A 25,359-nucleotide genomic window follows, 5' to 3' on the forward strand; every position below is an offset into this window, starting at 1 on the left:
ACGGATATTTCCCGGAGGGAGTAATAAAGATGGGATTTAAAAGGTTCTATAATAAAATATTAGGAACTCCCTGGGTGTATGACAATGTTCGACCTTTTGTACTGGGATATTTCAATGAGGCTTATAGGTATGTTTATTCTGTTCCATGCTTCGAAGAGAAAGATATAATTATTGACGTAGGATGCGGAACTGGTAATGCTTTGGATTACATAGAGACTTACAAAGAATACCATGGGTTTGATGTCGATGATAGGGCTTTAAATTCACTAAAAAGTAAACATAGAGATAAATTAGGAACCAAGGTTTTTACTTATATGAAAAATCTTTCACCATCGGATATTCAAAAGATATCTCCCACAAAAGTTCTTTTAATAGGCGTCTTGCACCATCTGTCTTCTGAAGAAATACATAATATTTTTATGGCATTTAAATTAGCTCCGATAGTACGAATCGTTACCTTTGATGTCCTTTACATCAAAGGGCGATTTATTAACAACATTTTAGCTGCCAGAGATAGAGGTCAATATGTCAGACAACGACATGAATACGAAGAAGAGATAATAAATACAGGTTATCGGATAAACGATAGCAGGATTCTGCAGTCAGGGAATGGTCTGGCAAAATATTTGTTAATGGATATTAAACCATGGCGTGTTATTAATAATTTTATTTCTATAATAGGTAGTTCTAAATAAATTGTGAGTCCTTGGACACGGAGGTATCGGTGCAGGAGGCTAATATTAAAAATTATCAACAAAGCAGAGCACTTACAAGTACAACATTCGTAATCATTTTAATAGCCATTTTTTATTTGATTAGCGGTTTATTTCTCACTAAATATCCAACTGCATATATGGATGAGGCCTGGAATGATAGTGTATTTATATCATTATTAAAGAATCGAGAGTTTAAATTTTCTGTATTTAGAGAGTCTCCAGGTTATTATCCTATGGGTCTTTTTTACCTCCTAACGCACTATATATCCTTCAAGTTCTTTGGATATACCCTGTTTGCGGCAAGGCTACCCTCCCTCTTGTGTATAGGGGGATCAACCCTTTTCATTTATCTTATCATCCAAAGGCTCACTTCTGATAACAGATTAGGTTTCTTTGCTGCTCTTCTCTTTTCGGTAACAGAGACGGCTGTTTATGCTTCGCATCTGGCAAGGCAAGAAGCCCTTTTTTTATTATGGTCTTTGTTATGCGTGTATCTATTTTTGAAGATGGTAAAATCGGATCTCCTTTATAAACATTTTCTATTTGGGTTGTTATGTGGTGTTGCATTTGAAATACATCTCAATGCCTTTGTATTATGTTTGTGTTTTACCCTCTTGTATTGTTTTTATGAAAACCGGAACTGGAGTGAAAAAATAAAAAGAGTAATAGCCTGGGGTATTGGTTCAGCCTCTATGTTATTATTATGGTTTCTGGTTAGATATTTAATGGACCCTCTTATTTTTAAAAATGTTTTCTCTTTGGGTGCAAGTCATGGATTATTTTCAGACCTTACTGCACGCATGGAAAAAAATATTATATTCTTTGCCAACAACTTCTGGGAGCCAAGATACCATAGAAAAATGTTGGAATTTACCATTCTCTGTATTTCTGTTATTGGATCGTGCTATTTATTAAAATCAAAGACGTACGACATCCGATACAAATCGGCATTAAAATTATTTCTGATTTGTTTGTTCTCATATAATATCGGTTTTTTGATAATGAATATTTTTGATACGAATTTCATTATTCTTGTCTATCCTTTTTTTATGGTGCTATTTTGCATGGTATTGTTTGGGTTACAAGATCTTTTTAAAAAAGTAAAAGTAAGCGCGCAAAAAATTATTGTTATTTTAATCCTGATTTTTGCAGGGCAAAATATGTATGCATTCTATAAATTCTCTCCCTCTGATTATGAGGCCTATCTGGCACAAGTTAAAGCATTTATACCTCCCGGAAGTATTGTAATTGGAGATGTTCGCTTTGGATATGGGTTCTTTGAGAATTATGATTATATAGCCCTCAGAGATTTATCTTATGCAATAAATGTAAAAAATATGTCTTCTGAAGAATATTTTAAAAAGTTCCAGATCCAATATGTTCTCTATACCGAATACTGGGATTATATGATTAATCATGATACTGATTACGGAAAAATTGATAGAGAAATCGATAAAATCAAATTTAAACAATTTATAGATAACGATACAGAACTAACCGGGGTCGTGCATGATTATGTATACGGTATGGCAAATCAGAAATTTGGTAATTGTTGGACAAAGATTTATAGAATCAAATAAATGTTTTAAATAGTAAGACATGCGGGATGAATGCAGGAGGAAAAAGATGGATGAACCGAAATACTCATTTGTAATACCTATTTACAATGAGGAAGAAACTCTTCCGGAGCTTAAGAAGCGTCTTGGTGCTCTTCTGGAAAGACTTGATGGCAGTTCTGAGGTAATTCTTGTGGATGACGGCAGTGACGATAAAAGTTACTCAATTATGTTCGATATACATCAACAAGATCCTCGTTTTAAGATTGTGCGCTTGTCGAGAAATTTTGGACACCAGATAGCGATTACCACAGGAATGGATTTTTCTATAGGTCAGGCTGTTATCATATTAGATGCTGATCTGCAGGATCCACCAGAAGTAATATTGAAGATGATAGAACGATGGGAAGAGGGTTTTGAGATTGTATATGCAATTCGTGAAAACCGTGAAGGTGAAACATGGTTTAAGCGGATTACAGCAAGCGTTTTCTATCGTTGCTTACGTAAGTTGACGGAAATAGATATACCAACTAATGTCGGTGATTTCCGTCTCGTTGACCGTAAAGCAATAAATGTATTTAAAACTATGCGCGAGTGTAATAGATATGTACGTGGGATGTTTAGTTGGGTAGGCTTTAAGCAGACAGGTATACGTTACATGCGTGAGAAACGTTTCGCTGGTTATACCAAATATTCTCTTAAGAAGATGCTTAAGCTTGCCGTTGATGCTATAATCAATTTTTCAACCATTCCTTTACGATTGGTACTGGGTTTTGGATTTGTTATTGCCGGACTCTCATTTTTTACCGGGATTACCGCTATTTATTTAAGATTATCAGGTGTTTATACGATTAGAGGTTGGACATCCCTCGTGGTTTTGGTTTCTTTTTTTAGTGGTATACAACTTATCGTGGTAGGAATGCTTGGCGAGTATGTTAGCCGAATATACCTGGAAGTTAAAAACCGTCCTCTTTATATAGTGAGCAATTTACATGGGTTTAAAAAGGATGAATAGTGGAAAATGTTTAAGATTGTCCATGAGAATATATTTCCTATAACTAAGTAATTACGATTGCAAATAGTTCAGTGCAGCGAAGCCACAACCAAGTCCCCTTTGAAAAGGGGGACAAAGGGGGCCGTAAAAAACTTGCCAAAAAGAGAAGTTTTGCAAGGCAATACTATATAACATACATAAATAAGACTATGAGTATAGATTTCAATGCCTATAAAGATAATTATCTGGAGGAAGTCCAAAGATCTATCGCCTTCATAGGAAAGAGTGCCGATTATTTTATAAAAATGAAAGCGCAATTTCTTGTAAATCTTGCTCAGAGATATTTAGATGATACTAGCATACTAAATGCTCTCGATGTAGGTTGCGGGATAGGGTTGACGGACAGTTATGTTATCTCTAGTTTTGGTGAACTTCACGCTATTGACATTGCCGAAGATCTTTTAAGAAAAGCTGCGCAGAATAACTCTTCAGCCCATTATCATATCTATAATGGTAATGTATTCCCTTTCCCGGATAATACATTCGACCTTGTATTTACAATAGGTGTTATGCACCATATACCACCTGTTGATTGGGAGAACTTTGTACAAGAGATGTATCGGGTGACAAAAAAAGGTGGAATAGCTATCGTGTTTGAGCATAATCCGTATAATCCGCTGACACGTCTTGCTGTTAAACGGTGTAAGTTTGATGCTGATGCTGTGTTGCTTAGGAAGAATACGGTAAAAAAGTTATTTAACAGGAGATTGCTTTTACTTGAACAGGGTTACCTATTCTTTTTCCCCTTTTGTAATACAATGATCTCTTGCCTTGAGAATAAATTGAAATGGCTTCCTCTAGGCGCTCAGTATTATGTTGCTGGGAAAAAAATGTAGCGATAGGGTGGGTTACGTGGAGCGAACTCACCATATACAAAGGCGGTGAAGGTGAATTTGGCGTAAAAATTAACGCCTTAATCGCTCGACATGCCTAATTTATCAAATACCCGGTCAATATGAATATTGGTATAAATGCATTATCGATAAGAAATCAATATGCGGGAATCGGTGTTTATACCAAATATTTGATTCATGCTCTGTCACAAATAGATCAGAAGAACCGGTATGTTCTGTTCTTAAACCCGGAAAATTATAACGATCTCAAGGTCGGGCAGGATAATTTCGAAAATGTAATTGTGCAGGCACCTCTTCGAAAATACTACCTCTGGGAACAGGTCTATCTGCCGTTCGTGCTCAAGAAGAAACAGATTGATATTTTCCATGGGCCGAGAAATGTTTTACCCTTGCTTTGTAAGGTTAAGTCGGTGGTAACCATCCATGACCTTGCCTTTCTCCTTTTCCCTGAAGTTATGAAGTTCAATCCATTTAATTACTGGTCTGTCTTTGTGAAACGAAGCGCCGTTAAGGCCGACCATATCATCTCTGTTTCTGAAAGTACGAAGAAGGATATTGTTCGATTGTATAATATCTCAGAGGATAAAATAACCGTAACTCATGAGGCCTGTAATAATAGTTTTAAACGGATTGAGGATGAATCTGCGTTGAAAAGGATTTCGCAAAAGTACGAGCTTCCTGAGAGATTTATTCTTTATGTTGGTACGATTGAACCAAGAAAAAATCTAACGGTACTTCTCGAGGCAATGGATATTTTGAAGAAAAAATACAGCCTTACTATTCCATTAATCATGGCGGGGAAGAAGGGCTGGCTTTACGCCGGCTTTTTTGACACCCTTCAGCGACTGGGACTTGAAAATCAGGTGATTTTTACCGGCTATGTTCCTGATGAAGATTTGCCCGGAATTTACAACCTCGCGGAGGTATTTGTTTATCCATCCAAATACGAGGGGTTTGGGTTACCTCTTTTGGAAGCTATGTCGTGCGGAGTGCCGGTGATAGCAAGTAACGTATCTTCGATTCCTGGAGTGTTAGGCGATGCAGGTATGCTCGTAAGACCTGATGAGCCGAAAGAATTTGCACGTAAGATGTATGAATTACTTACGGATAAAGAAATAAGGGTAAAAATGAGTTCTAAAGGATTTGAAAGGACAAAATCGTTTTCATGGGAAAAGGTTGCTCAAAAAACCTTGACGGTTTATGAAAATATTAATACAAAATAATGAAAAACAACTTGAGAAATCTTGAGGTAATCGAGAGGCTAAAAATATAAAGTAATGAAAGTAGCTCTTGTTGATCCGGTAAATAGTACCATTTTTTATAACTACTGCTTAATTGATGAACTCGCAAGGCAAGGGTGTTCTGTAGAATTTTTCACTGCAAATTTTATCTATGAAGAAGTATTTCCACCTGCTAACATTACATTTTGTGATACGTTCTTTCGGTATTCAAATAAGATAAAGATGCTTGCAAAGTATCATAAAGTTCGCCAAATGTTTAGGGCATTAGAATATCCTTTTAACTTATTAACCCTTATAAGATCTCTCGTTAAAGGAAAAGCGAATATTATCCATTTTCTGTGGTTGATAAACCCAACGGTCGAATACCTCATTATCAGGCTTTTGAGGCAGAAAGGTTTCCCGATTGTTTACACAGCACACAATGCCCTACCTCATGAATCAAGCGCTCGCCATGTTAATCAGTATAAAAGAATCTATAATGTTGTAGACCATATTATCTGCCTGACACAGTCGGTAAAGGACGAACTTGTTAATAAACTTCATGTCAGGAAGGAGAAAATGTCTGTCATTGCCCATGGTGATTTTGATTTTATTCTAAATCAGGTTAAATCTAACCAGGTATTTCATGCTGATATATTTAAAAAGAAAAACAGCAATTTTACCGTAACATTCTTTGGGCATATTAGGCCCTATAAGGGATTGGAGTATTTTATCAAGGCAATACCATACGTGATAGAGAAGCATCCTGCATGTAAATTCCTGATAGCGGGAAAAGATTCAGGGGGGAACAAAGAGTATTACCTGAAGATGATCTGTGAAATGAATTTGGAGAGTCATGTCAGTTGTGACTTTCGATATATACCCTTATCAGATTTGATAACTTATCTTAGGCAAACAGATATCGTTGTACTACCGTATATCGCGTCCTCACAAAGCGGGAACATTCCCATGCTTTCCAAGATGGGAATTCCTGTTATTGCGACTCGGGTGGGCGGTTTGCCTGAAATGATTGAAGAAGGCCGGAATGGTTTCCTTGTTCCACCTAAAGATGAAAAGGCTATAGCAGACGCAATATGTAAGCTTTTGAGTAATCCACCTTTATTGGAAAAAATGAAAGAAGACTCTGTAAATTATGCGAAAGAAGCTTTCTCGTGGAATAATATTGTAAAGAAAACAATAGAAGTTTATGAGAAGGTAGCAGGTGTTTCTTAACCATGAATACACATTTGTCGGATAACACTATATTCGATAATGCTTTCGTTACTATTATAATGCCAATCCGCAACGAAGCCTCATTCATTAATCGAAGCTTGGGGTCGGTATTGGCACAAGACTATCCACATAATCTGGTAGAAGTAATTATCGTTGATGGTATGTCAGATGACGGGACAATGGAAATTGTGCAAAGTATCATCAACAATTATTCACAAACAAAGGACAACAATGTGCCATCTCCCATTCATTCGCCAATTACCTTGCTTGACAACCCAAGTCGGATTGTACCCACGGGCTTAAATTCCGCCATCCGACATGCCAGGGGCGATATCATTATACGGGTGGATGGGCATGCAATAATAGAAACAGATTATGTGCAGCAATGTGTAAAGGTGCTTAAGGATACCGATGCGGAATGTGTAGGTGGAACTATGGTAACAGTAGGCGAAACCTGGTTGGCTCGTGCCATTTCACTGGCACAAAGTTCGTTTTTCGGTGTGGGGGGGGTTGCCTTCCGCACTGGGCGCAGACAGGGATGTTATGTGGATACGGTAGCCTTTGGCGCATACCGACGCAATGTGTTTAATCGTATCGGTGGTTTTGATGAGGAATTGGTGCGCAACCAGGACGATGAGTTCAATTTTCGTCTCACACAGTCTGGTGGTAAAATCTGGATGGATCCCTCTATTCGGTCTGTATATTACAGTCGGTCCAGCCTGCGTGGTCTTTGGAAACAGTATTTCCAGTACGGATTTTACAAGGTGCGTGTCATTCAAAAGCGGGGTGCTGTGCCATCCTGGCGTCACCTGATACCCGCGGTATTTGTATTGAGCTTGTTTTTGACCATTTTCATGGCGTTGTTTACCTTCAAACCTTTATGGGGAATTGTAGTAATCGGACCTTATACAGGTGCTAATCTTATCGCATGTTTGTGGGTAGGACGGAGGAATTTGCGAGTCTTAACTATATTGCCCGTGGCATTCCTCATTCTGCATCTATCTTACGGTCTGGGTTTCCTGTGGGGAATTTGGTATTGGCGGCGTAGGAGGGTTGGGGAGAGTAGAGTAAGCAGAGTAAGCAGAGTAAGTTAAGTATGTTAAATATGTTGGGGAGAGTAGAGTAAGATGAGTGAGTTAAATGAGACAAAATCGACATTTGAAACTTTGGAGGTCTGGAAGAAAGCAAGAGAGTTAAGAAAGGAAATTTCAAAACTAACGAAGGCATTGCCATCTGATGAAAGGTTTCGGTTAGCTGACCAAATGATAAGGGCTTCAAGGTCTGTAACAGCCAATATTGCTGAAGGACATGGGAGGTACCATTTTCAAGAAAATATTCAATTTTGCCGTCAGGCCAGAGGTTCTCTTTATGAAGTGCTGGATCATCTGACAGTCGCTTTAGATGAAAATTACATTTCTGAAGAGGAATTCAATATATTGAAGACAAAAATATTTGTTGTTATTAAGATATTAAATGGCTATATCAGCTATCTGAAGAAACGGAAGGGAATGGAGTAAGTTGGGTAAGTTGAGTGGGTAGAGTGAGTTAAGTAGGTTGCGCTAGTTGCGCGATGTATAAGAAAAACCATCTTTACTTACTTACTTACTTACTTACTTACTTACTTAACAAACTTAACTCACTCTACCTTTATTCTGATGAATAAGACTATGATAAGAAGACTAATTATTGGTACATTGTTTATAATGAATTTCATAGTACTGGGTTGCCATGGGTCTCTTCAAAAGACCAACCCATCAACACCGTCGATCGAGTTCAATGAAAACAATATTCCACAGAAGGTTAACGCCCCTGACGATCAGTCCACAGGGAACGAGCAGGAAAGATTTCGAAAGGATAATCCGTGGACGGGTAAGGTAACAATACGAAAGGACAAGGCAATTCTTGTGGATGGTGAACCGTTTTTCCCTTTTGGTTTTTATGCCGCTGACGAGCTTGGCAAACTGGAGATGATGAGCAGGTATGGGTTCAATAGTGCCATATGTGCAGGGGACGTATACGCAGAGCCGGCAAAAATGGAACGCTATCTCAATGCTGGGCATTCTCTTGATATGAAGGCAATGCCTGGTGCTTATGACAGGGATATGCACCATAAAACAAAAAGCACTTCCCCTGGGGCTGAGGAACTAATAAGGGAAAGGATTACAACACTGAAAAATAATCCAGGAATATTCTCCTGGTACATTGCAGATGAACCGGATGGTAATCAAATACCATTTACGACGATTGATCGGCTGGCAAATATCGTCCGAAGCTGCGATGCGAACCATCCTGTATCTCTGGTTACCCTTTCCTCAAGCTGTGATCCATACGCAAAAGCAAGCGATATTCACATGAATGATCCGTATTATCCCATGTGGCGTCCCAACCTCTCTACGGTGAGGGCATATATTGATTCCGGCATTGGATCGGCAGATGGCAGGAAACCGTATATCGCTGTGTTGCTCGGCGCCTTTCATGATGAAAAAGGCAAAGATCTCCGATGCCAATCCTACCTTGCCATAGTCCGGGGGGCAAAAGGAATTCTCTTTTTCTCGCTCCAATACGTTTTGAATCATCCGGATGTTTGGAGGGAATTTCGACATTTGGGGAGGGAGATTGATGATTTTAGTCCTGTTATATTCTCCCCTGATGCCGCCGAGAGGATAACGGTGGATGCCGATCCGATTAATCCTGATATAGTACTAAAAAAATATCAGGGGAGATATTACCTTATTGCAGTGAATTACCAGCGTGCCGGGCTTACGGCAAAATTTGACCTTTCAGGTCTTTCTGTGAAGCCGGAGATCGAGGTACTTTATGAGGATAGAAAAATAACCCTTGAGAATAACCAATTTTCAGACACCTTTGCCGGCTACGATGTGCATATATATCGTATTTACCCTGCTATAGAAGACCATGGAAAAACAGGAAGTAAACCGCCGGAAATTGCTGGTCTCAGGCCCAGACCAGGCGAAACAATCACCCTTGCTGCCCCAATGATCAAGGCCTTATTTCGTGAGGGAGATGACGGGACTGGTATTGACCCGGATTCGGTTACGGTAGAGGTTGACGGCAAAGTAGTTGGACCTGACAACGGACTTGTGATCAACATGAAAGGTGTTAAGAATGGGATCTCCTATATTCCCAAAGTCGATCTGGCCAGGGGTCGTCATACCGTTGTGGTCAGGGGAAAAGACCTTTCCGGAAGGGTCGCCTCCAGAAGCTGGTCTTTTACTACTACGAACTACCCTATCCCCTTTATTGAAAAATTTGACAAGCCGAGTCGTGCCTGGTCTCCTGCAAGTGGGGACTGGGAAGTAAAAGATGGCGCTTATATGGTTGATGCTACAGGCACAGAGGCTTTGTCTTATGTACATGATATCAATCTCATAGGAAACTATTCATTGTCCTTTTCTGCAAAAGCCTCTTCATTTAACGAAGATTCGGCAATCCTCCTATGGTTGAACGAGTGTTTCTATCCGGCGCTCTTTAAGATATGGTTTGACCGGATGAATGGATACCTGTCAAGAATAAATGATAACCCGCATGCCAGCGGATCTGTTGGTTCTCTGCAATCCGGAAGCTGGTACCAGTTTACCGTGTTAAGAAAAGGGAGAAACATCAACTGCCTTGTCGATGGAAAACACGTCTTCAGCTACTATGTACCATACTCTGGTAACGGTGGTGGGTTTGCCATTGGTGCACGAAATGCCCGGGTTGCTTTTCGTGATGTCGTGGTGAAAAGATTAATAGATCCCATTGCCGAAGAGGATGAGTCTGCGATGCCGGTACAGAAAGCGAGCAGCCAGAAGGAAGACAGTTATACCATAGTGCAAAATGAAACTTATCTGGAAGAAGATAAGGATACTGCACTGCACCTTGTTTTTACCAGTCCTGAAGTGGTGGAAAGGGCTGGCGGCATGATAAGGGGGAAGGGGGCGTTTGTTACAACCAGAGCAGGCAAGGCGTATCAGCCACTGGAACAAAATGCCTGTCTTATGTTTCCTGACAAACATGGTTTCCCAATTGAAAAGGGGACGCTGGAGCTTATTGTCAGTGATGCAGGTATTGCCGCTTCTTGCGATGCAGATCCTATCCTTGTCCATTTCTTTCAGGAAGAAAACAGACAGGTATTCTTACGCATAAACGGAGGGAGGCTTCAGTTTATTGTCTATGCCTGGGCAGGATCCTGGATTTGCACGAAGCAACGAATACCCGTTTGGCCGTTGAGGTCAATGCATCATATTACTATCACCTGGGAAGGAACCAGGGCCAGGGCCTTTATCGATGGTAAAGAGATGGAGGTGGAAAGCCGTGAAAGGCCCGGAATAATTGCAGCTATCCCTTTGACGGGTAAATCGACTATTTTTCTCGGCAATAATGAGAAAGGGAATGCCCCTTCTCCTCTCGCAGTGCTTGAAATGCGGCTATCCCGCGGAGTTCGTTACGAAAAACCTGAAGATTTTAAGGATTTGGGGTTTTTACAATAAGAGAGAACCCATATTTATTACTGATGCAGATCGTATCCTGTTTCTCGATATATTAAAAAAGACACTCGAAGACTTTGAAAAAATGGGGGATGAATTTTGTTGAATTTGAAAGGAATTTAAATACAGGAACACTTGAAAAGGAGGATGGATAAAGGTGGTAAATAAAAATGGAATGAATTATATGCGGCGGAAGCCTACATTCAGAAATTTAAGTTTGTACTGGTATAAAGTCAATGGTGATGTATGGAAAATTTAATCTCTGACGTCCTCTTTTTCTTTAAAGGACGTGTTGCTCTTTATGCTTTGTTAAAAGCAATAGGGATAAAGATTGGGGATGAAGTTATACTTCCTGGTTTTACCTGCGTTGTTGTCCCCAATGTTATTATTTATCTTGGAGCAAAACCTGTTTATGTTGATATTGATCCGAAGACTTTTAATATTGACACATCAAAAATCGAGAGCAAAATTACCGATAAAACGACTGCAATTATCGCACAAAATACCTTTGGCTTATCTTCAGATTTATATCCAATACTTGATATCGCAAAAAGATATAATCTTAAAGTGATTGAAGATTGTGCTCATGGTTACGGTGGAAGCTATAAAGGTAAAGCAAATGGAACGGTTGCAGATGCAGCATTCTTCAGTACTCAATGGTCAAAGCCATTTTCTACTGGTTTGGGGGTATTGCAGCCACTAACAACCCTGAAATTGCCTCAAAATTAAGAATAGAATCCGATCTTACTCTTACCCAGATATAAAGGAAAAACTTGAAAAGCCATACAAGCCAGAATATGCCCTTCATACTTTTTTGAGGTATTCATTTAAAAAAGAAATCGTTAATAGAAGGAAGGAGAAAGGAAGATGGGTAAAGATCAAGTAAAGGTAAGGTACGACCAAGAAGGTGATATACTTTATATCCTTGTTAGAGGAGGCAGAGTAAAGGATACTTTAGAGGTAGGAGAAGATTTTTTTGTTGAGGTTGATGAAGTGGGTAAGATTATTGGTTTCGAAGTATGGAGGGCACGGACTAATATTTTTAGTGAACTTCTTAAGTATATGGACAGTCTCAAAGAGGAAAGAGTTGGTATTTAATATGAAAGTCCTGACGTAAGAGGTGTAAAGAAACATGAAATCTTCGAACTCTTTCCGCATTGCAAAATCGATCTCAAATGCATCGCCCTTGCCCCGCCGGTTACAAGGCTCATAGCTCATAGGTCATGGCTTGTATGTTATTTGCTGGAAAAATCAAGAGTTTTTAATACGCATTATCTGGGGATAATTAAAAAGTTGTAAGTCATACGTCGTATGTCATAGTACTGTAAGGCACATTGAGTTATCGAAAAGATGATAGAAGTTTATAAGGTATTGCTAATCTCTTCCGACCTGCTTGCCGGTAGACAGGTACGTTTGGGCTGGGATGTTTCTTGTTTGTTTCGTTGTGTTTCAATAAAAAGCTTCTTGTACTTCCAAAACGATAAACATCGTCGATTAAAAACAAAGATATTCATAGATTCAATGTAAAAGATTAGATTGAGAGGAGTTGTTTTCATGACTGATTTTTTGCCTTTTGCCCTGCCTGATATTGGTGAAGATGAGATCACTGAAGTGGTCGACTCACTTCGCTCCGGATGGCTCACGACCGGACCTAAAACGAAACGCTTTGAAGAGGATTTTGCTGCTTTTATTGGTGATGGGGTTGAGGCAATTGCCGTAAATTCTGCTACGGCAGGGTTGCACTTAGCATTAGAGGCATTGGGAATTGGCGCCGGAGATGAGGTAATTACAACCCCACACACCTTTACGGCAACAGCAGAGGTGATCCGCTATTTAGGCGCCCACCCAGTCTTTGTTGATATTGACCAAAATACCCTTAACATTGATTCATTAAGAATAGAGAGCGCGATTACGCCACGTACTAAAGCGATTATTCCGGTACATTTTGCCGGACTGGCTTGCGATATGGATCCGATTATGGCAATTGCCAAAAAATACGGATTGAAGATAGTTGAAGACGCTGCGCATTCGTTGCCGACTACGTATCATGGGAAATTGGTTGGTACGCTTGAAACTGATGCTACGGTGTATAGTTTTTATGTGACTAAGACTATTGCAACTGGTGAAGGGGGAATGATTGTAATTCGTAATGCTGATATTGCAAAACGGTGTCGTGTAATGCGATTGCACGGAATTAATCGTGATGTGTTTAATAGATACACTACAACAAAACCTTCCTGGCATTATGAGGTGGTTGCCCCTGGCTTTAAATATAACATGACCGATGTTGCCGCAAGTCTGGGGATTCATCAACTGAAAAAGGCACGGGCATTTCAAAAACGACGCACTGAGATGGCAGCTTATTATGATGAAGCATTTAGTGATTTGCCTGTTACCTTACCTCCTAAGGCGCCGGAGTATGATCTGCACGCATGGCATTTGTATATAGTGCGTTTAAAACCAGAGGTCTCTATTTCGCGCGACCGGTTTATTGAGTTGATGGCAGAAAGGGGTATTGGTTGTAGTGTTCATTTTATCCCACTCCATTTACATCCTTATTGGCGCGATACGTATAATCTTAAACCGCAGGATTTCCCTAATGCCTTAGCTGTGTATGAAAGGGCAGTTAGTTTGCCTCTGTATACAAAAATGACTGAGAAAGACCAGGTCAGGGTTGTGGTAGCAGTGAGAGAGATAGTTTTGGGCGGCGGAAGTTAGGTGCGGCGTGTTGGGTTAAAGGTGTTAGGTGGTAGGTGATAGGCGGAAAATTGAAAGTTATGAGGATTTGGAGGTATATCAAAAACTGTGTGATTTGCATATAGAGGTGAATGATCTCACGTTTACATTTCCAAAGTTTGATCTGTTTGAACTTGGGTCACAAGTAAGACGCTCTTCTAATTCCGCTCCTGCAAATGTTGCATAAGGTTGGAATAATAAGCATGTGAATATGTATCTTGAAGGAAGAAACAGGGCTTTGGGAGAAACCAGAGAAACCAAACACTGTCTTAAAATGGCTTTTGAAAAGGCTATGTTGAAGAGATAAAACTTACAGATTTGATATATAGATATGATGAATGCAGTCGAATGTTAAAATCCCTAATCTCTTGGAAAACAAAAAATAAATAAAAATGAACTACATTCACCCATAACCCATAACCCATAACCTACTACCTAACACCTACTACATAAATCTATATTCCAGCAAAAGAATGAAGCGTCTATTCGATATTTTTTCTTCCCTTTTCATTCTGCTTATCCTTCTTCCGCTTTTCCTTCTGATTGCAATCCTTATTAGACTTGACAGCGCCGGTCCTGTTTTTTTTATACAAAAAAGGGTTGGACAAAATTTTATGCCGTTTGATTTATATAAATTCAGGACAATGGTTGTTGACGCATCACAACGCGGTCCGCAGATTACCTCTGCCGGCGACTCACGTATAACGAAGATAGGAAGGTTTTTAAGAAAAACAAAGATTGATGAACTTCCGCAAATTATTAATGTGCTCAAGGGTGATATGAGCGTTGTAGGCCCCAGGCCTGAGGTATTAAAATATGTTGAGATGTTTAAAGATGATTACAAAAATATATTGAAAGTAAAGCCAGGTATAACAGATTATGCTGCTATTGAGTTCAGAGACGAGGAGTGTGTATTGAAAAAATTCAAAGACCCTGAAGGCGGTTATATAAAAGAAGTCCTTCCGTTAAAGATAAAACTGTATAACAAATATGTTAAGGAAAGAAGCCTTTCCACAGATATGAAATTGATTTTTCTAACATTATGGAAGATTGTTAAAGGTTGAAGGTCTCTGGCGAATGCAAGACTGAAACCTTTTTAGAAGGAGAAGTGGGGGGAATTGGGGTCACCTTGAGTATAGAATGCTTTTATAAAAGAGAGTACACGTGGAACGATTGAGGAAGTATGAGGGTGATGTGCAGAGGTTTATGGACAATAAAAATGTCCCCTTTACGAACAATTTGGCAGAAAACGATATCAGGATGACGAAGGTTCTGCAGAAGATATCGGGCTGTTTTCGTTCTTTGGATGGAGCGAAAATTTTCTGCCGCATTCGGAGTTATCTCTCGACCTGTCGAAAACAAGGGGTAAATTTGAGCCGGGCATTACAGATGCTATTCCGTGGTGAATTGCCTGCTTTTGCCAGCTCGTAACGACAGTGGGTGAAAATACGCTGAATAGATACACAGCAAGTATTGTTCAAACTGCCTCGCATTTAGCCGTCTGAGTTTAGTGCTTTGTTCGGTCTTTGCTTATCAACGAGACTACCATGGACATAGCGATGAAGGATACTTGTCATTAAAGTTTGGTATGGGATACCATTTTCTACTGCAAGTACCTGAATCTCCTCTAAGTCTTTTGATGAAATTCTAATATTTACTCTTTTATCCTTTTTTAAGGTATTTTTAGCGTATTTCTGATGTTTCTTAAGTTCATCCTTAAAATTTTTAACTCGTTTCCACTCACCGCGCTCGAATGACTCAAGAATATCTTTTTCTTCTTTGTCAAGTTTTATCTTGCTCATTTTTTCCTCCTAAATAATCCCGTGTGACCTTCCGACTTGGGATAATTGTCTTTAAAAATTTGCCTTCTGAAGATTCTACAAAAGGAACAAGATAAGCATATTCATTTATTTCAACGACAATAATCTGCTGACCAGGATATTTTTCCTGGTTAGGATGAGCTACTAAATCCAATACATCACCTTGCTCAATATGTATCACAATTTGTTCAGGATTTTCTTGAGAAAAAATAAACTCCTCTATACCTGAACGCCATTGTGACCAGTCACGAACTTCTTTAGCATGGCTTTCAAGAGATTCAACGGTTGCACCAACAGCAATAGCCTCTTTTAGTAACTGCAATGCCATGTTCTCATTACAGTAACTTAACCGATTCCTTAATATGCCACGTATATAGTAAATTCGGGATAATGCAGGATTGTCCTTTTCTTGTCTTTTTGTGCTACATATCCCCCCGACGCATTTCCACGCCAACTCAACCGATTCATGAGTTGGTTTTCCATTTCATATTCCACGTACTGCTCGGCCGCAACCTTCATCGCTTCCATAATCTCGCCGATCTCAAAGCGACGTTTAAGGCTCTTAAGTCCCTTTAAACCACTATCGTTTAAGCTAAATCCGGGGATTTGTTCTGCCCAATATTCAGCTAATTGTGTCGTTACGTCATCATCAAGATCCAGTAAGCCTTTTTGCCACTGGAACATTAATTCGATTTGCTCTTTTCGTTCTTGAAGGTCTTCCAGTTGTTGGCGTTGTTTATCAATAACCGTACTGTCTGATAGCTGGCGATCCGATTTTCCTGAATTGCAGTCAACACACGATGTAATCAGGTTCAATAAATCGTTTGTACCACCTTTTGCTACCGGCTCAATATGATCAATATGCAGCAATACGTCCGGCGCCTTTCTGCCGCAGTACTGACACGTAAACGAGTTACGTTTGAATACTTCAAAACGTACTTTCTTTTGATTTTTCTTCGAAAAACAGATAGCTTTTTATAGATAATTCATTATTTTTGTGTATTATCTGTAACAAGTTGAAAAAATAACATTTTTGTTGATATTCCGCAAGGGGGTTTTTGCATATTCCACAAAATATTACGATTAAGTTTGATCCTATGCTCATTCGTAAGGGAATTCCAAGGAGCGAGCATCATAACTTTAGAAAATGGCTTTGTTATTACCTGGACTTATGTAAAAAATATGGTTTTCCTGAATCGAAAAAGGAGAGTCTTCCGCAGTTTATAAAAAAATTGCAGGAAAAACACCAGTCTTCTCAACAACAGAAACAGGCAGCCTTTGCCATATCTTTTTACTACTCCATAGTCAGGTCCTATCCTGAAGACAATCTTTTAGAGAGTGAAAATGCGCAGGAAAAGTTGCAGCCTTCGCATAAGCAAAAACAAACCGCCCAACCTTTTTCTCGCCACGATTCCATAAGGCAGCCCGAAACTCATGATTTCATTAATGATGGTAAGAAAAGCTATCCGGATTTTCATAAAGAATTGCAGGGGGAAGATCAACCGGTAAGTCTGCAAAAACAAAGCACTCAATCCGTCCCCAACAATCATTTTATTGTGCCTCCTGTTTCTGTTAATTCAAAAAAGGCGATTGCTTTTGAAAATGCCAAAGGATGGACGGAGGCAATACATGATAGAATTCCGGTTGTTCCACGTAATTCTGGCAAAAAGAAAAAAGGCTTGACGGACTGTACCTTGTGGGGTACACTTTGTTTTGTGAGGTGAATATGGAAAAAGGTCTTAAACGGGTTGTGGCCAGGTTCTATCGCACAGATTCAGGGAATGAACCTGTACGGAAATGGCTCAAAAGCCTTCCGCCTGAAGACCGTAAAGATATTGGCGCCGATTTACAAACCCTTGAGTTTGGCTGGCCTGTCGGTATGCCTCTATGTCGTCTTTTAAGCTCTCACAAAGGATTGTGGGAAATAAGGTGCAATTTAACCGATGGCAGAATCGCAAGGGTTTTGTTCTGGGTCAGAAAAAAAAGAGTTAATTTTATTGCATGGATTTATCAGGAAAACGCAGAAAACACCGGAACCGGAACATGAAATTTCTATAGCTGTTAAACGCAAGAAAGGAGAAGATCGTGGTTAAAGGGAAAAATATTGGGCCTACTCTTGAAAGTTTTCTTAAGGAAGAAGGAAATTATGAGAAGTCGCAGGCAATAGCAATAAAACGTGTTATCTCATGGCAACTTCAGGAAACTATGAAAAAACAACATATCAGCAAATCAGAAATGGCGCGCAGGATGAATACCAGCCGTGCCCATCTTGACCGATTGCTTGACCCTGAAAATGAAAAAGTACAGCTCGACACGCTCTACAAAGCTGCTACTGCTGTTGGAAAACAACTCCATCTGGAACTGGTATAATTTTAAGGGAAAACAGGGACTTCCATTTTTAAAAGGCGATGTTACTATTCAGCGTAAACATTAGACGATTCCAGGCAGGCGGGGTGTATATTACATGCTGAATAGTTACTATTAATCAGGAATAAGGGTCTGATACACTGGCGTCCTGAAAGGTTGCCATTTCATTTAATAATTTTACGCCGGCTTCTACAAGATTAATCCCTAGCGCAGCGCCGGTTCCTTCTCCCAGGCGCATATTTAAATTCAATATTGGTTCTTTTCCTAAAAACTTTAACATGTGTTTGTGGCCTTGTTCCCCGGAAACATGGGATGCGATAAAATAATTGCCTGTCTTTGGTTCTAAGGCATGAGCAATTATTGCACCTGCCGTGGAGATAAATCCGTCGAGAACGATGGGGATGCGATGGCGGGCAGCGCCAAGACATAAACCGGCAATACCGCCTATTTCGTAACCTCCCACTTTTGCCAGGACATCAATCGGGTCGTTAGGGTCTGGCCGGTTAATGGCGATTGCTTTTTCTATGACGGCGATTTTTTTCTGTACCGCTTGATCATTTAGTCCGGTTCCGCGTCCGGTTGCCACGGAAACATCAACATTCCCTAAAATGGAAAAGATGGCGCTGCTGGGAGTCGTGTTGGCAATGCCCATATCGCCCAGTCCAATAATGTCCAATCCGTCCTGAAGTTCTTCTTCGATGAGTTCTATGCCCATTTCAATGGATTTAACAGCGTCTTGCCTTGACATTGCCGGCCCAGACGCCATATTATTTGTGCCGTGTTTCAGTTTTTTTATTTTGAGACCCGGAGAGGGGGGAATGTTTGAGGCGACGCCGCAATCCACCACAATTACCTTTGCGTCTATGTGTCTTGCCAGGACGTTGATAGCCGCCCCTTCACGAATAAAATTTTGCACCATTTCGCGGGTAACTTGTTGAGGGAATGCGCTTACTCCTTCCGCAACAACACCATGATCCCCTGCAAGTGTAAATATCTTTTTATGCCTTATTCCGCAAGAGAGGCTTCCTTTTATTGAGTAATATATGGTTGCCAGTTCTTCCAGCCTTCCCAAACTGCCCCTTGGTATGGCAAGGGTATCAAATTTGGCCTTAATATGCCCCTGTGGGTCAATTAGGACGGTTTCTATGTTTTCGATAGTTTGTTTTAGATATGGCATTTGCGGGTATATATGTTGCATTCGGTTGTAAGTTTTTTTATAGTAGCGGCAAGTCATGCCTTGCCGCTACTTGGGAACGAGAACGAAAAATTCATGTAGTGCGACGAGGTTCGTCGTACTATTTGAGTAGACCCTATTCCTTCTCACACAATTTTTTTTGGTGCGACGAACCTCGTCGCACTACAAATGACAATTTCCAGTTTCAAAAGACTAAAGTGTTACAAAAATATTGAAATTCCTGAACGTTACATTATGCTGCCTGCAGCGGAGGCTTTTATCATATACTTGTTCTCAAACCATTTGCTGAATAGTTACGGTTTTTCTTCGTTTACCCGGTGTGCTTTGTGTTTAAAATCTTATCTGATGCGGCATTGCTGAGCTATGTTAATATATATCAATAAATAAATTCAAGTCATATTTGCCATGAAGAATTCTACCCATTTGATAGAGCAGGTCTTACTCAACAAGATAATAGATAAAGACCAGTTAAAAAAGGCGAAAGAAATACAGGCTAAAAAACTAATTGGGCTGGAAGATGCACTGGTGGAACTTGGCTATACCACCCATCAGGAGATAATTGAATGTTTATCAGGGCATTATGATTTGCCGGTGCTTGATCTTGTGAATCTGGAGATACCTGACGAAATAATTAATTTACTGCCCATGCACATTATTAAAAAAAACGGTATTTTGCCCATATCAAAAAAAAGCGGCGTGATAACCATAGCAACGAGCCGGCCTCCCGACCTTGGATTTATGGATAATTTGCGGTTTATGTTGGGTTCGGATATTAAATTTATCCTTGCCACCGCTGAACAGATTGCATATGCCTTTCGCAAAAACTGTCATAATGAATCAACTGAAATGGTAGGTTCGTTGCTGAAAGAAATAAGGATGGGCGACGTCACCATAGTTCAAACGGAGAGTGAATCTGACGGGGCATATCGTAGTGAAGCCAAGTCCGCAGAAGACGATAGCCCTATTATACAATTGGTTTCGCTTATAATAAATAAAGCCATTGTTGCCCGTGCGAGCGATATTCATGTTGAGCCGCTTTTAAGCAAGCTGCGTATCCGATACCGCATTGACGGCGTATGCCAGGAGGCAGACGTCTTACCAAAAAATCTTCAGGATTCAATTCTTTCCCGCTTAAAAATACTTGCCAATATGGATATTTCTGAAAAAAGGAGGCCGCAGGACGGAAGGATAAGCCTTCATTTTTCAGGGAAGGATATGGATATCCGGGTATCGTGTCTGCCTTCCATTTACGGTGAAAGCATTGTTATGCGTTTACTCGAAAAATCACAAATGCTGATGTGCATTAAAAATCTTGGACTTTGCACAAGTGATTTTCAGCGTTTTCAATCGATTATTAAAATGCCAAACGGTATATTTCTCATTACAGGCCCGACAGGTAGCGGGAAAACGACAACGCTCTACGCAATTATTAACGAACTTAACCAGACAGGCGTAAAAATTGTTACGGCGGAAGACCCCGTTGAATACACAATAAAAGGCGTTAATCAAAGCGAGGTGCATGATAAAATTGGTTTTTCTTTCCCAAAGATTTTAAGGACCATGCTTCGCCAGGACCCGAATGTTATACTTGTCGGGGAAATCCGTGATACAGAAACTGCGGATATTGCAATTGCTTCCGCCCTGACAGGACACCTTGTCCTCAGCACCCTTCATACGAACGATGCGCCCTCCGCCATTACCAGGCTCATCGATATGAACATTAAACCGTTTCTTGTTTCGACCTCTTTGCAGGGAATCATGGCGCAACGGCTGGTGAGGGCTATATGCAACGATTGCAGAGAACAGACGCATTATACGCCGGAGCAAATTATGCAAATGGGTTTCGATCCAGGCATGTTTACGGAATATTATTTCTACAAGGGAAAAGGGTGCAAGAAGTGCAATAATATTGGTTTTAAAGGCAGGATCGGCATATACGAACTTCTGGAGATGAATGAGACCATGCGCGATATGGCTTACAACGCAGCTTCTACCGATGAAATGAGAAATGCGGCAAAAGCAGCGGGAATGACAACACTGAAAGAGGACGGCATCAGGAAGGCAAAAGAAGGCAAGACTACCCTGGAAGAGATATTCAGGGTGACCGGAACGGAAGAGTGAAAACGATGCAGGCAAAAGGTAAATCAAAACCGGATGTAAAAAGCGATGCACGAAGAAGACTCTTTGGGCAGTTGCTGAAAGAAAAGGGGTTTGTCACTGAAGATCAAATCCAGGAAGCCCTGGCAGTGCAAAAGCAGAAGGGAGGGCTGCTGGGAGATATTTTTATCAGCATGAACTATGTGACGGATCAGCAAATAATGCAGGTGTTGAGCGAATACCTGGGAGTGGAAATTGTAAATATAGAAGAGAGAGAAGTGCCGGGAGATGTGATTAATTTAGTGCCCGCTGCCATTGCGCAATTGTATAGAATTATCCCTATAAGTTATGAACAGGAGAAACAGGTTATTACGATTGCCCAGGCGGACGCCCTTGCAATTGAAACATTGGATGACTTACGATTGGTGCTGAAACTCAACGTGAAGCCGGTGCTTTGCCACAAAGATTCCGTAGCCCGCGCCCTGGAAAAGTATTATCCCAAAAAACACGAATCTGTGGAGCAGTTGCTACTGGAGTTTAAGGAGGATAAGTCTTATGCACAATCTGTTTCAGGGAATTATATAGATATTGAAGAACTAAAGAAAATGGCGTCTACTGCGCCGGTGAAGAAATGGGTAGGCCTTATGTTTTTATATGCTGTTATGGACAAAGCAAGCGATATTCATTATGAGGCTTTTGAGGACGGCTTCCGGGTGCGGTACCGTATAGACGGCGTATTGTATGAAAGGGTGTCTCCCCCCAGAGAGCTTGGCATTCCTATTAATTCCAGGATAAAGGTAATGGCGGGAATGGATATCTCGGAAAGAAGACTGCCGCAGGATGGAAGGATAAAACTGAATGTTGGCGGTGCGTCTATAGATTTGCGTGTTTCTACGCTTCCGACAAAATTCGGGGAAAGCATTGTAATGCGCCTGCTCGATAAGTCGGCGGTATCGCTTAGTCTGGACAAGCTGGGGTTCAGGGCTGAAGAATTGAAAAATATCTATCAATTGCTGAATATCCCGAATGGCATAATCCTGGTTACAGGCCCTACAGGGTCCGGCAAGACGACTACATTATACGCCGCATTAAACTATTTGAACGAAATAACCACTAAGATAATAACCACTGAAGACCCTGTAGAATATGATGTTGACGGGCTTATTCAGGTGCAGGTAAATCCATCAATAGGCGTTGACTTTGCAAGTTGCCTGCGGTCTATTTTGCGCCAGGATCCTGACATTATACTTATTGGTGAAATCAGGGATGAGGAAACTGCCAGGATTGCCATACAGGCTTCATTGACGGGACATTTGGTTTTTAGTACATTACACACAAACGACGCCCCGCTTACGATAACGCGTTTAATTGATATCGGTGTTAAACCTTATTTGATTGCTTCAACACTGGAATGTGTAATCAGCCAGCGGTTGGTAAGGAAAATATGTGCATCCTGCAAAGAAGAATATGAGCCTTCCGATGAATCGTTAAATGAGTTGAATCTTACAAAAACCGGAAGAGAGGGAAAAAGATTTTTCCGGGGGAGGGGGTGTAGTGATTGCAGAAAAATCGGATACAGGGGACGTATGGGCATCTATGAAATAATGCCTGTCAATGAAGAAATAAGGGGTTTAATTACCGGACAGGCAAGTACGAATGTAATAAGGAATGTTGCTAGAAAAAACGGCATGAATACCTTGCGCGAAAGCGGACTAAAAGCAATTTTTGAGGGACAAACAACTGTTGAAGAGGTTGTACGGGAAACAATTTCCACATAAGCGCTAAGGGACTTGGAATTTTCTATTATACCGGAGCCGGTTGGCAGTCTACAGTCGGCAAATTGCAAACTGCCGATTGCCGATTGTTGATTGCAGACTGTCGGGTTGTTTTTTTAAATTAAATTGAGAGATTATGTCATGTCCATTTTTCAATATTATGCGGTAAACAGTACGGGAAAGAAGATAAAGGAGCGAATAGAGGCTGCATCATCGGAGGAAGCGATTTCTAAAATCCGCGGATTAGGCTATTTCCCTACCGGCATAAAAGAATTACCTGTACGCGGAAAATCAGCGGAACAGCATGCCGCGACAACGCAGAAGAAAAAATTTGGCGAGATAAATATATCCATTGGAGGAGTAAAGTCTAAGCATTTGACGCTGTTTACGCGTCAGTTATCCACATTACAGGATGCGGGTTTGCCAATAATCAGGAGTTTGCAGATACTTGCCGCACAGCTTAAAAAAGGCATGTTGAAAAAAACGGTGCTGAAGGTCATTGAAAATATTGAAGGCGGAAGCACATTGTCGGGAGCGCTTGCAAGACATCCGCGGGTATTCGACAAGCTATACGTAAATATTGTCAAAGCCGGAGAAGTAAGTGGTTCACTGGATATTATTTTGAGGAGACTGGCTGATTTTAGGGAAAAGATGGAACGGCTTATCCGAAAAATAATAACCGCTATGATTTATCCTTCTGTTGTGGTAGTGGTTGCAGCGGCAATCCTCATAGGCCTTATGATCTTTGTCGTACCCAATTTTGCGAAAATATTTGACGAGCTGGGATTAGACCTGCCTGCCCCAACCAGGATGCTGATTCAGTTCAGCACTGCTCTTAAGACAAATTGGATGTATTTGCCTGCCGTACCGGTTGGAACCTTTATTTTTTACAAACTCGTAAGAATGATTAAGAAGGTGAGGCTGCTCATTGACCGGGCTAAATTTAAGATACCGGTTTTTGGGGCAATAATAAATAAATCTACAGTATCCCGGTTTACCCGTACCCTAGCGACGTTAACATCAAGCGGTGTGCCTATTTTAGATTCGCTCATGAATTCGAAAGATACCACCGGAAATGCTGCCGTTGCCCAGGCGATACAAAATATTCATGATAGTATCCGTAGTGGTGAAACTATCGCAAAACCGTTGCGTGAATCAAAGATTTGCAATGAAATAGTCGTCAATATGGTTGAAGTAGGAGAAGAGACTGGCGAGCTGGAAAAAATGCTAACAAAGGTTGCCGACAACTATGACGATGAAGTGGACAGGGCTGTTGAAGGGCTTGTAAGCCTGATAGAACCGATTATGATTGTGTTTTTGGGAGGTTCGGTTGGGTTTATTGTAATCGCAATGTTTCTGCCTTTGGTAAAATTGATGCAGAGTATCGGCGGGTAATATTTGTGGTAAATCAGAGACTTTAAACTACAGTCGGCAGTCGGCAATCGGCAGTCGGCAAATTGCAGATTGGGGATTGAAAACTGAGGACTGAATTACGAAGGACGAGAGACGAGAGACGAGAGACGAGAGACGAAGGACGAGAGACGAAGGACGAGGGAAACTACCTCAGGGTTATTTTGCCCCGATCCCATGAACGGTTACGAAAAATCGGGAATGCTCCGGCTTTGGGCAGGACAAAAACGAAATTTAACGAGATTTAACGTGTTTTATTAAAGGTGCTATAATGATAGTTTACCCCGGAATAAGAATAAGTATAAGGAAGGATGAGGTTGCCCTTGATGACGGAAGAAAGGTGATGCGGGAGGTAGTTGACCATCCAGGCTCTGCCGCCATCATTCCTTTTATTGCAAACGATGAGATTCTGTTAATTAAACAATACCGGTATGCGGTAAACGAAACGATATATGAAATACCAGCCGGAACCCTTGATAAAGGTGAGACTTTTTTTGAATGTGCAAGCCGGGAACTGGAAGAAGAAACAGGGTATAAAGCAGGCATTCTTACCCCTTTGGCAGTCATTTATCCGTCCCCCGGTATTTTGAACGAAACCATGCATCTTTATAAGGCAACAAACCTGATCAAAACGAAAACGAATCATCAGGCAGATGAATCAATCAAAGGGATTGTTACGATTAAAGTAAAAGAGGCGTCTGAAATGATAAAAAGGGGTGAGATCAAAGACGCAAAAACGGTGTGCTGTATTTTAATGATGATGTAAAAAAAGAAAGAAGAAGGTGGCAGTCTGGTGGAAATAATGAAAGGGATCAACCCGCCTTACGCACAATACTGCA

24 protein-coding genes and 1 pseudogene are annotated in these 25,359 nt (G+C 40.6%); 21 read left to right on the forward strand and 4 right to left on the reverse strand.

Annotation, left to right across the window (positions count from 1 at the left end):
* The first annotated feature begins 29 nt into the window (after nt 1-29).
* The 14 genes and pseudogenes from ABJL82_RS00790 to ABJL82_RS00855 form a co-directional block, all read left to right on the forward strand.
* Nucleotides 30-695 carry a class I SAM-dependent methyltransferase gene (locus ABJL82_RS00790; RefSeq protein WP_347272780.1) on the forward strand — a complete coding sequence of 222 codons (666 nt, stop codon included), beginning with the start codon at nt 30-32 and terminating at the stop codon, nt 693-695.
* 1,022 nt (nt 696-1,717) lie between these two features.
* Nucleotides 1,718-2,296, forward strand: a complete 579-nt coding sequence (locus tag ABJL82_RS00795) for a hypothetical protein (protein ID WP_347272781.1) — start codon at nt 1,718-1,720, stop codon at nt 2,294-2,296.
* A 46-nt stretch (nt 2,297-2,342) separates the two neighbouring features.
* Complete coding sequence (locus ABJL82_RS00800; RefSeq protein ID WP_347272782.1) at nt 2,343-3,287, forward strand: glycosyltransferase family 2 protein; 945 nt, start codon at nt 2,343-2,345, stop codon at nt 3,285-3,287.
* Between the two features lie 71 nt (nt 3,288-3,358).
* On the forward strand, nt 3,359-4,162 hold the full coding sequence (locus ABJL82_RS00805; protein ID WP_347272783.1) for a class I SAM-dependent methyltransferase: 804 nt from the start codon (nt 3,359-3,361) through the stop codon (nt 4,160-4,162).
* Between the two features lie 119 nt (nt 4,163-4,281).
* Nucleotides 4,282-5,403: a glycosyltransferase family 1 protein gene (locus ABJL82_RS00810; protein ID WP_347272784.1), complete on the forward strand. Its 1,122-nt coding sequence runs from the start codon at nt 4,282-4,284 to the stop codon at nt 5,401-5,403.
* A gap of 54 nt (nt 5,404-5,457) precedes the next feature.
* Nucleotides 5,458-6,633: a glycosyltransferase family 4 protein gene (locus ABJL82_RS00815; protein WP_347272785.1), complete on the forward strand. Its 1,176-nt coding sequence runs from the start codon at nt 5,458-5,460 to the stop codon at nt 6,631-6,633.
* Between the two features lie 2 nt (nt 6,634-6,635).
* A complete protein-coding gene (locus ABJL82_RS00820) occupies nt 6,636-7,727 on the forward strand; it encodes a glycosyltransferase family 2 protein (protein WP_347272786.1) in 1,092 nt (363 codons plus the stop codon).
* A gap of 33 nt (nt 7,728-7,760) precedes the next feature.
* Complete coding sequence (locus tag ABJL82_RS00825; RefSeq protein WP_347272787.1) at nt 7,761-8,150, forward strand: four helix bundle protein; 390 nt, start codon at nt 7,761-7,763, stop codon at nt 8,148-8,150.
* A gap of 150 nt (nt 8,151-8,300) precedes the next feature.
* Nucleotides 8,301-11,123 carry a hypothetical protein gene (locus ABJL82_RS00830; protein ID WP_347272788.1) on the forward strand — a complete coding sequence of 941 codons (2,823 nt, stop codon included), beginning with the start codon at nt 8,301-8,303 and terminating at the stop codon, nt 11,121-11,123.
* Nucleotides 11,124-11,366: 243 nt separating this feature from the next.
* The gene (locus ABJL82_RS00835; protein ID WP_347272789.1) at nt 11,367-11,849 is read left to right on the forward strand and encodes an aminotransferase class I/II-fold pyridoxal phosphate-dependent enzyme; all 483 of its coding nucleotides are present in this window, start codon (nt 11,367-11,369) and stop codon (nt 11,847-11,849) included.
* Nucleotides 11,850-11,987: 138 nt separating this feature from the next.
* Nucleotides 11,988-12,218: a DUF2283 domain-containing protein gene (locus tag ABJL82_RS00840; protein WP_347272790.1), complete on the forward strand. Its 231-nt coding sequence runs from the start codon at nt 11,988-11,990 to the stop codon at nt 12,216-12,218.
* Nucleotides 12,219-12,674: 456 nt separating this feature from the next.
* Complete coding sequence (locus tag ABJL82_RS00845) at nt 12,675-13,838, forward strand: DegT/DnrJ/EryC1/StrS family aminotransferase (RefSeq protein WP_347272791.1); 1,164 nt, start codon at nt 12,675-12,677, stop codon at nt 13,836-13,838.
* A gap of 491 nt (nt 13,839-14,329) precedes the next feature.
* The gene (locus tag ABJL82_RS00850) at nt 14,330-14,920 is read left to right on the forward strand and encodes a sugar transferase (protein WP_347272792.1); all 591 of its coding nucleotides are present in this window, start codon (nt 14,330-14,332) and stop codon (nt 14,918-14,920) included.
* A gap of 103 nt (nt 14,921-15,023) precedes the next feature.
* Nucleotides 15,024-15,287, forward strand: a pseudogene (locus ABJL82_RS00855) (transposase); the annotation flags it as partial.
* Nucleotides 15,288-15,349: 62 nt separating this feature from the next.
* On the opposite strand, the gene ABJL82_RS00860 reads toward ABJL82_RS00855, so the two are convergent.
* Genes ABJL82_RS00860 through ABJL82_RS00870 form a run of 3 tightly spaced genes read right to left on the reverse strand, consistent with a single transcriptional unit; the run spans nt 15,350 to nt 16,645 of the window.
* Entirely contained in the window at nt 15,350-15,658 is a 309-nt protein-coding gene (locus tag ABJL82_RS00860) for a CopG family antitoxin (protein ID WP_347272793.1), read from the reverse strand.
* Nucleotides 15,639-16,004 (reverse strand): hypothetical protein, encoded by a 366-nt coding sequence (locus ABJL82_RS00865; RefSeq protein WP_347272794.1) that lies wholly within the window; start codon nt 16,002-16,004, stop codon nt 15,639-15,641. Before ABJL82_RS00865 ends, ABJL82_RS00860 begins: the two co-directional genes overlap by 20 nt.
* A 29-nt stretch (nt 16,005-16,033) precedes the next feature.
* The gene (locus ABJL82_RS00870) at nt 16,034-16,645 is read right to left on the reverse strand and encodes an HNH endonuclease signature motif containing protein (protein WP_347272928.1); all 612 of its coding nucleotides are present in this window, start codon (nt 16,643-16,645) and stop codon (nt 16,034-16,036) included.
* Between the two features lie 89 nt (nt 16,646-16,734).
* On the opposite strand from ABJL82_RS00870, the gene ABJL82_RS00875 reads away from it, so the two are divergent.
* From ABJL82_RS00875 to ABJL82_RS00885, 3 genes are read left to right on the forward strand one after another with little or no spacing between them, the layout of a single operon-like run.
* Complete coding sequence (locus ABJL82_RS00875) at nt 16,735-17,400, forward strand: hypothetical protein (protein ID WP_347272795.1); 666 nt, start codon at nt 16,735-16,737, stop codon at nt 17,398-17,400.
* 2 nt (nt 17,401-17,402) lie between these two features.
* Nucleotides 17,403-17,723, forward strand: a complete 321-nt coding sequence (locus ABJL82_RS00880; protein WP_347272796.1) for a type II toxin-antitoxin system RelE/ParE family toxin — start codon at nt 17,403-17,405, stop codon at nt 17,721-17,723.
* A gap of 38 nt (nt 17,724-17,761) precedes the next feature.
* Nucleotides 17,762-18,046, forward strand: a complete 285-nt coding sequence (locus ABJL82_RS00885; protein ID WP_347272797.1) for a helix-turn-helix transcriptional regulator — start codon at nt 17,762-17,764, stop codon at nt 18,044-18,046.
* 115 nt (nt 18,047-18,161) lie between these two features.
* Here ABJL82_RS00885 and cobT read toward each other — a convergent pair whose 3' ends face one another.
* Nucleotides 18,162-19,220, reverse strand: a complete 1,059-nt coding sequence (gene cobT / locus ABJL82_RS00890) for a nicotinate-nucleotide--dimethylbenzimidazole phosphoribosyltransferase (protein ID WP_347272798.1) — start codon at nt 19,218-19,220, stop codon at nt 18,162-18,164.
* Nucleotides 19,221-19,643: 423 nt separating this feature from the next.
* On the opposite strand from cobT, the gene ABJL82_RS00895 reads away from it, so the two are divergent.
* The 4 genes from ABJL82_RS00895 to ABJL82_RS00910 all read left to right on the forward strand — a co-directional run bounded on the left by ABJL82_RS00895 (nt 19,644) and on the right by ABJL82_RS00910 (nt 25,286).
* The gene (locus ABJL82_RS00895) at nt 19,644-21,359 is read left to right on the forward strand and encodes a GspE/PulE family protein (RefSeq protein ID WP_347272799.1); all 1,716 of its coding nucleotides are present in this window, start codon (nt 19,644-19,646) and stop codon (nt 21,357-21,359) included.
* 5 nt (nt 21,360-21,364) lie between these two features.
* The gene (locus ABJL82_RS00900) at nt 21,365-23,113 is read left to right on the forward strand and encodes an ATPase, T2SS/T4P/T4SS family (protein WP_347272929.1); all 1,749 of its coding nucleotides are present in this window, start codon (nt 21,365-21,367) and stop codon (nt 23,111-23,113) included.
* A 138-nt stretch (nt 23,114-23,251) separates the two neighbouring features.
* Complete coding sequence (locus ABJL82_RS00905; RefSeq protein WP_347272800.1) at nt 23,252-24,505, forward strand: type II secretion system F family protein; 1,254 nt, start codon at nt 23,252-23,254, stop codon at nt 24,503-24,505.
* A gap of 286 nt (nt 24,506-24,791) precedes the next feature.
* A complete protein-coding gene (locus ABJL82_RS00910; protein WP_347272801.1) occupies nt 24,792-25,286 on the forward strand; it encodes an NUDIX hydrolase in 495 nt (164 codons plus the stop codon).
* Nucleotides 25,287-25,359: the final 73 nt, after the last annotated feature.

The sequence above is a fragment of the Candidatus Kuenenia sp. genome, assembly GCF_039794105.1.
Taxonomy (GTDB): domain Bacteria; phylum Planctomycetota; class Brocadiia; order Brocadiales; family Brocadiaceae; genus Kuenenia.

Coding starts and splice junctions, on each gene's coding strand:
- ABJL82_RS00860 (WP_347272793.1), bottom strand. CDS start 15,658: ATGAGCAAGATAAAACTTGACAAAGAAGAAAAAGATATTCTTGAGTCA.
- ABJL82_RS00895 (WP_347272799.1), top strand. CDS start 19,644: ATGAAGAATTCTACCCATTTGATAGAGCAGGTCTTACTCAACAAGATA.
- ABJL82_RS00845 (WP_347272791.1), top strand. CDS start 12,675: ATGACTGATTTTTTGCCTTTTGCCCTGCCTGATATTGGTGAAGATGAG.
- ABJL82_RS00835 (WP_347272789.1), top strand. CDS start 11,367: ATGGAAAATTTAATCTCTGACGTCCTCTTTTTCTTTAAAGGACGTGTT.
- ABJL82_RS00865 (WP_347272794.1), bottom strand. CDS start 16,004: ATGGCATTGCAGTTACTAAAAGAGGCTATTGCTGTTGGTGCAACCGTT.
- ABJL82_RS00790 (WP_347272780.1), top strand. CDS start 30: ATGGGATTTAAAAGGTTCTATAATAAAATATTAGGAACTCCCTGGGTG.
- ABJL82_RS00850 (WP_347272792.1), top strand. CDS start 14,330: ATGAAGCGTCTATTCGATATTTTTTCTTCCCTTTTCATTCTGCTTATC.
- ABJL82_RS00810 (WP_347272784.1), top strand. CDS start 4,282: ATGAATATTGGTATAAATGCATTATCGATAAGAAATCAATATGCGGGA.
- cobT (WP_347272798.1), bottom strand. CDS start 19,220: ATGCCATATCTAAAACAAACTATCGAAAACATAGAAACCGTCCTAATT.
- ABJL82_RS00830 (WP_347272788.1), top strand. CDS start 8,301: ATGATAAGAAGACTAATTATTGGTACATTGTTTATAATGAATTTCATA.
- ABJL82_RS00880 (WP_347272796.1), top strand. CDS start 17,403: ATGGAAAAAGGTCTTAAACGGGTTGTGGCCAGGTTCTATCGCACAGAT.
- ABJL82_RS00840 (WP_347272790.1), top strand. CDS start 11,988: ATGGGTAAAGATCAAGTAAAGGTAAGGTACGACCAAGAAGGTGATATA.
- ABJL82_RS00825 (WP_347272787.1), top strand. CDS start 7,761: ATGAGTGAGTTAAATGAGACAAAATCGACATTTGAAACTTTGGAGGTC.
- ABJL82_RS00900 (WP_347272929.1), top strand. CDS start 21,365: ATGCAGGCAAAAGGTAAATCAAAACCGGATGTAAAAAGCGATGCACGA.
- ABJL82_RS00910 (WP_347272801.1), top strand. CDS start 24,792: ATGATAGTTTACCCCGGAATAAGAATAAGTATAAGGAAGGATGAGGTT.
- ABJL82_RS00820 (WP_347272786.1), top strand. CDS start 6,636: ATGAATACACATTTGTCGGATAACACTATATTCGATAATGCTTTCGTT.
- ABJL82_RS00815 (WP_347272785.1), top strand. CDS start 5,458: ATGAAAGTAGCTCTTGTTGATCCGGTAAATAGTACCATTTTTTATAAC.
- ABJL82_RS00905 (WP_347272800.1), top strand. CDS start 23,252: ATGTCCATTTTTCAATATTATGCGGTAAACAGTACGGGAAAGAAGATA.
- ABJL82_RS00795 (WP_347272781.1), top strand. CDS start 1,718: ATGAATATTTTTGATACGAATTTCATTATTCTTGTCTATCCTTTTTTT.
- ABJL82_RS00800 (WP_347272782.1), top strand. CDS start 2,343: ATGGATGAACCGAAATACTCATTTGTAATACCTATTTACAATGAGGAA.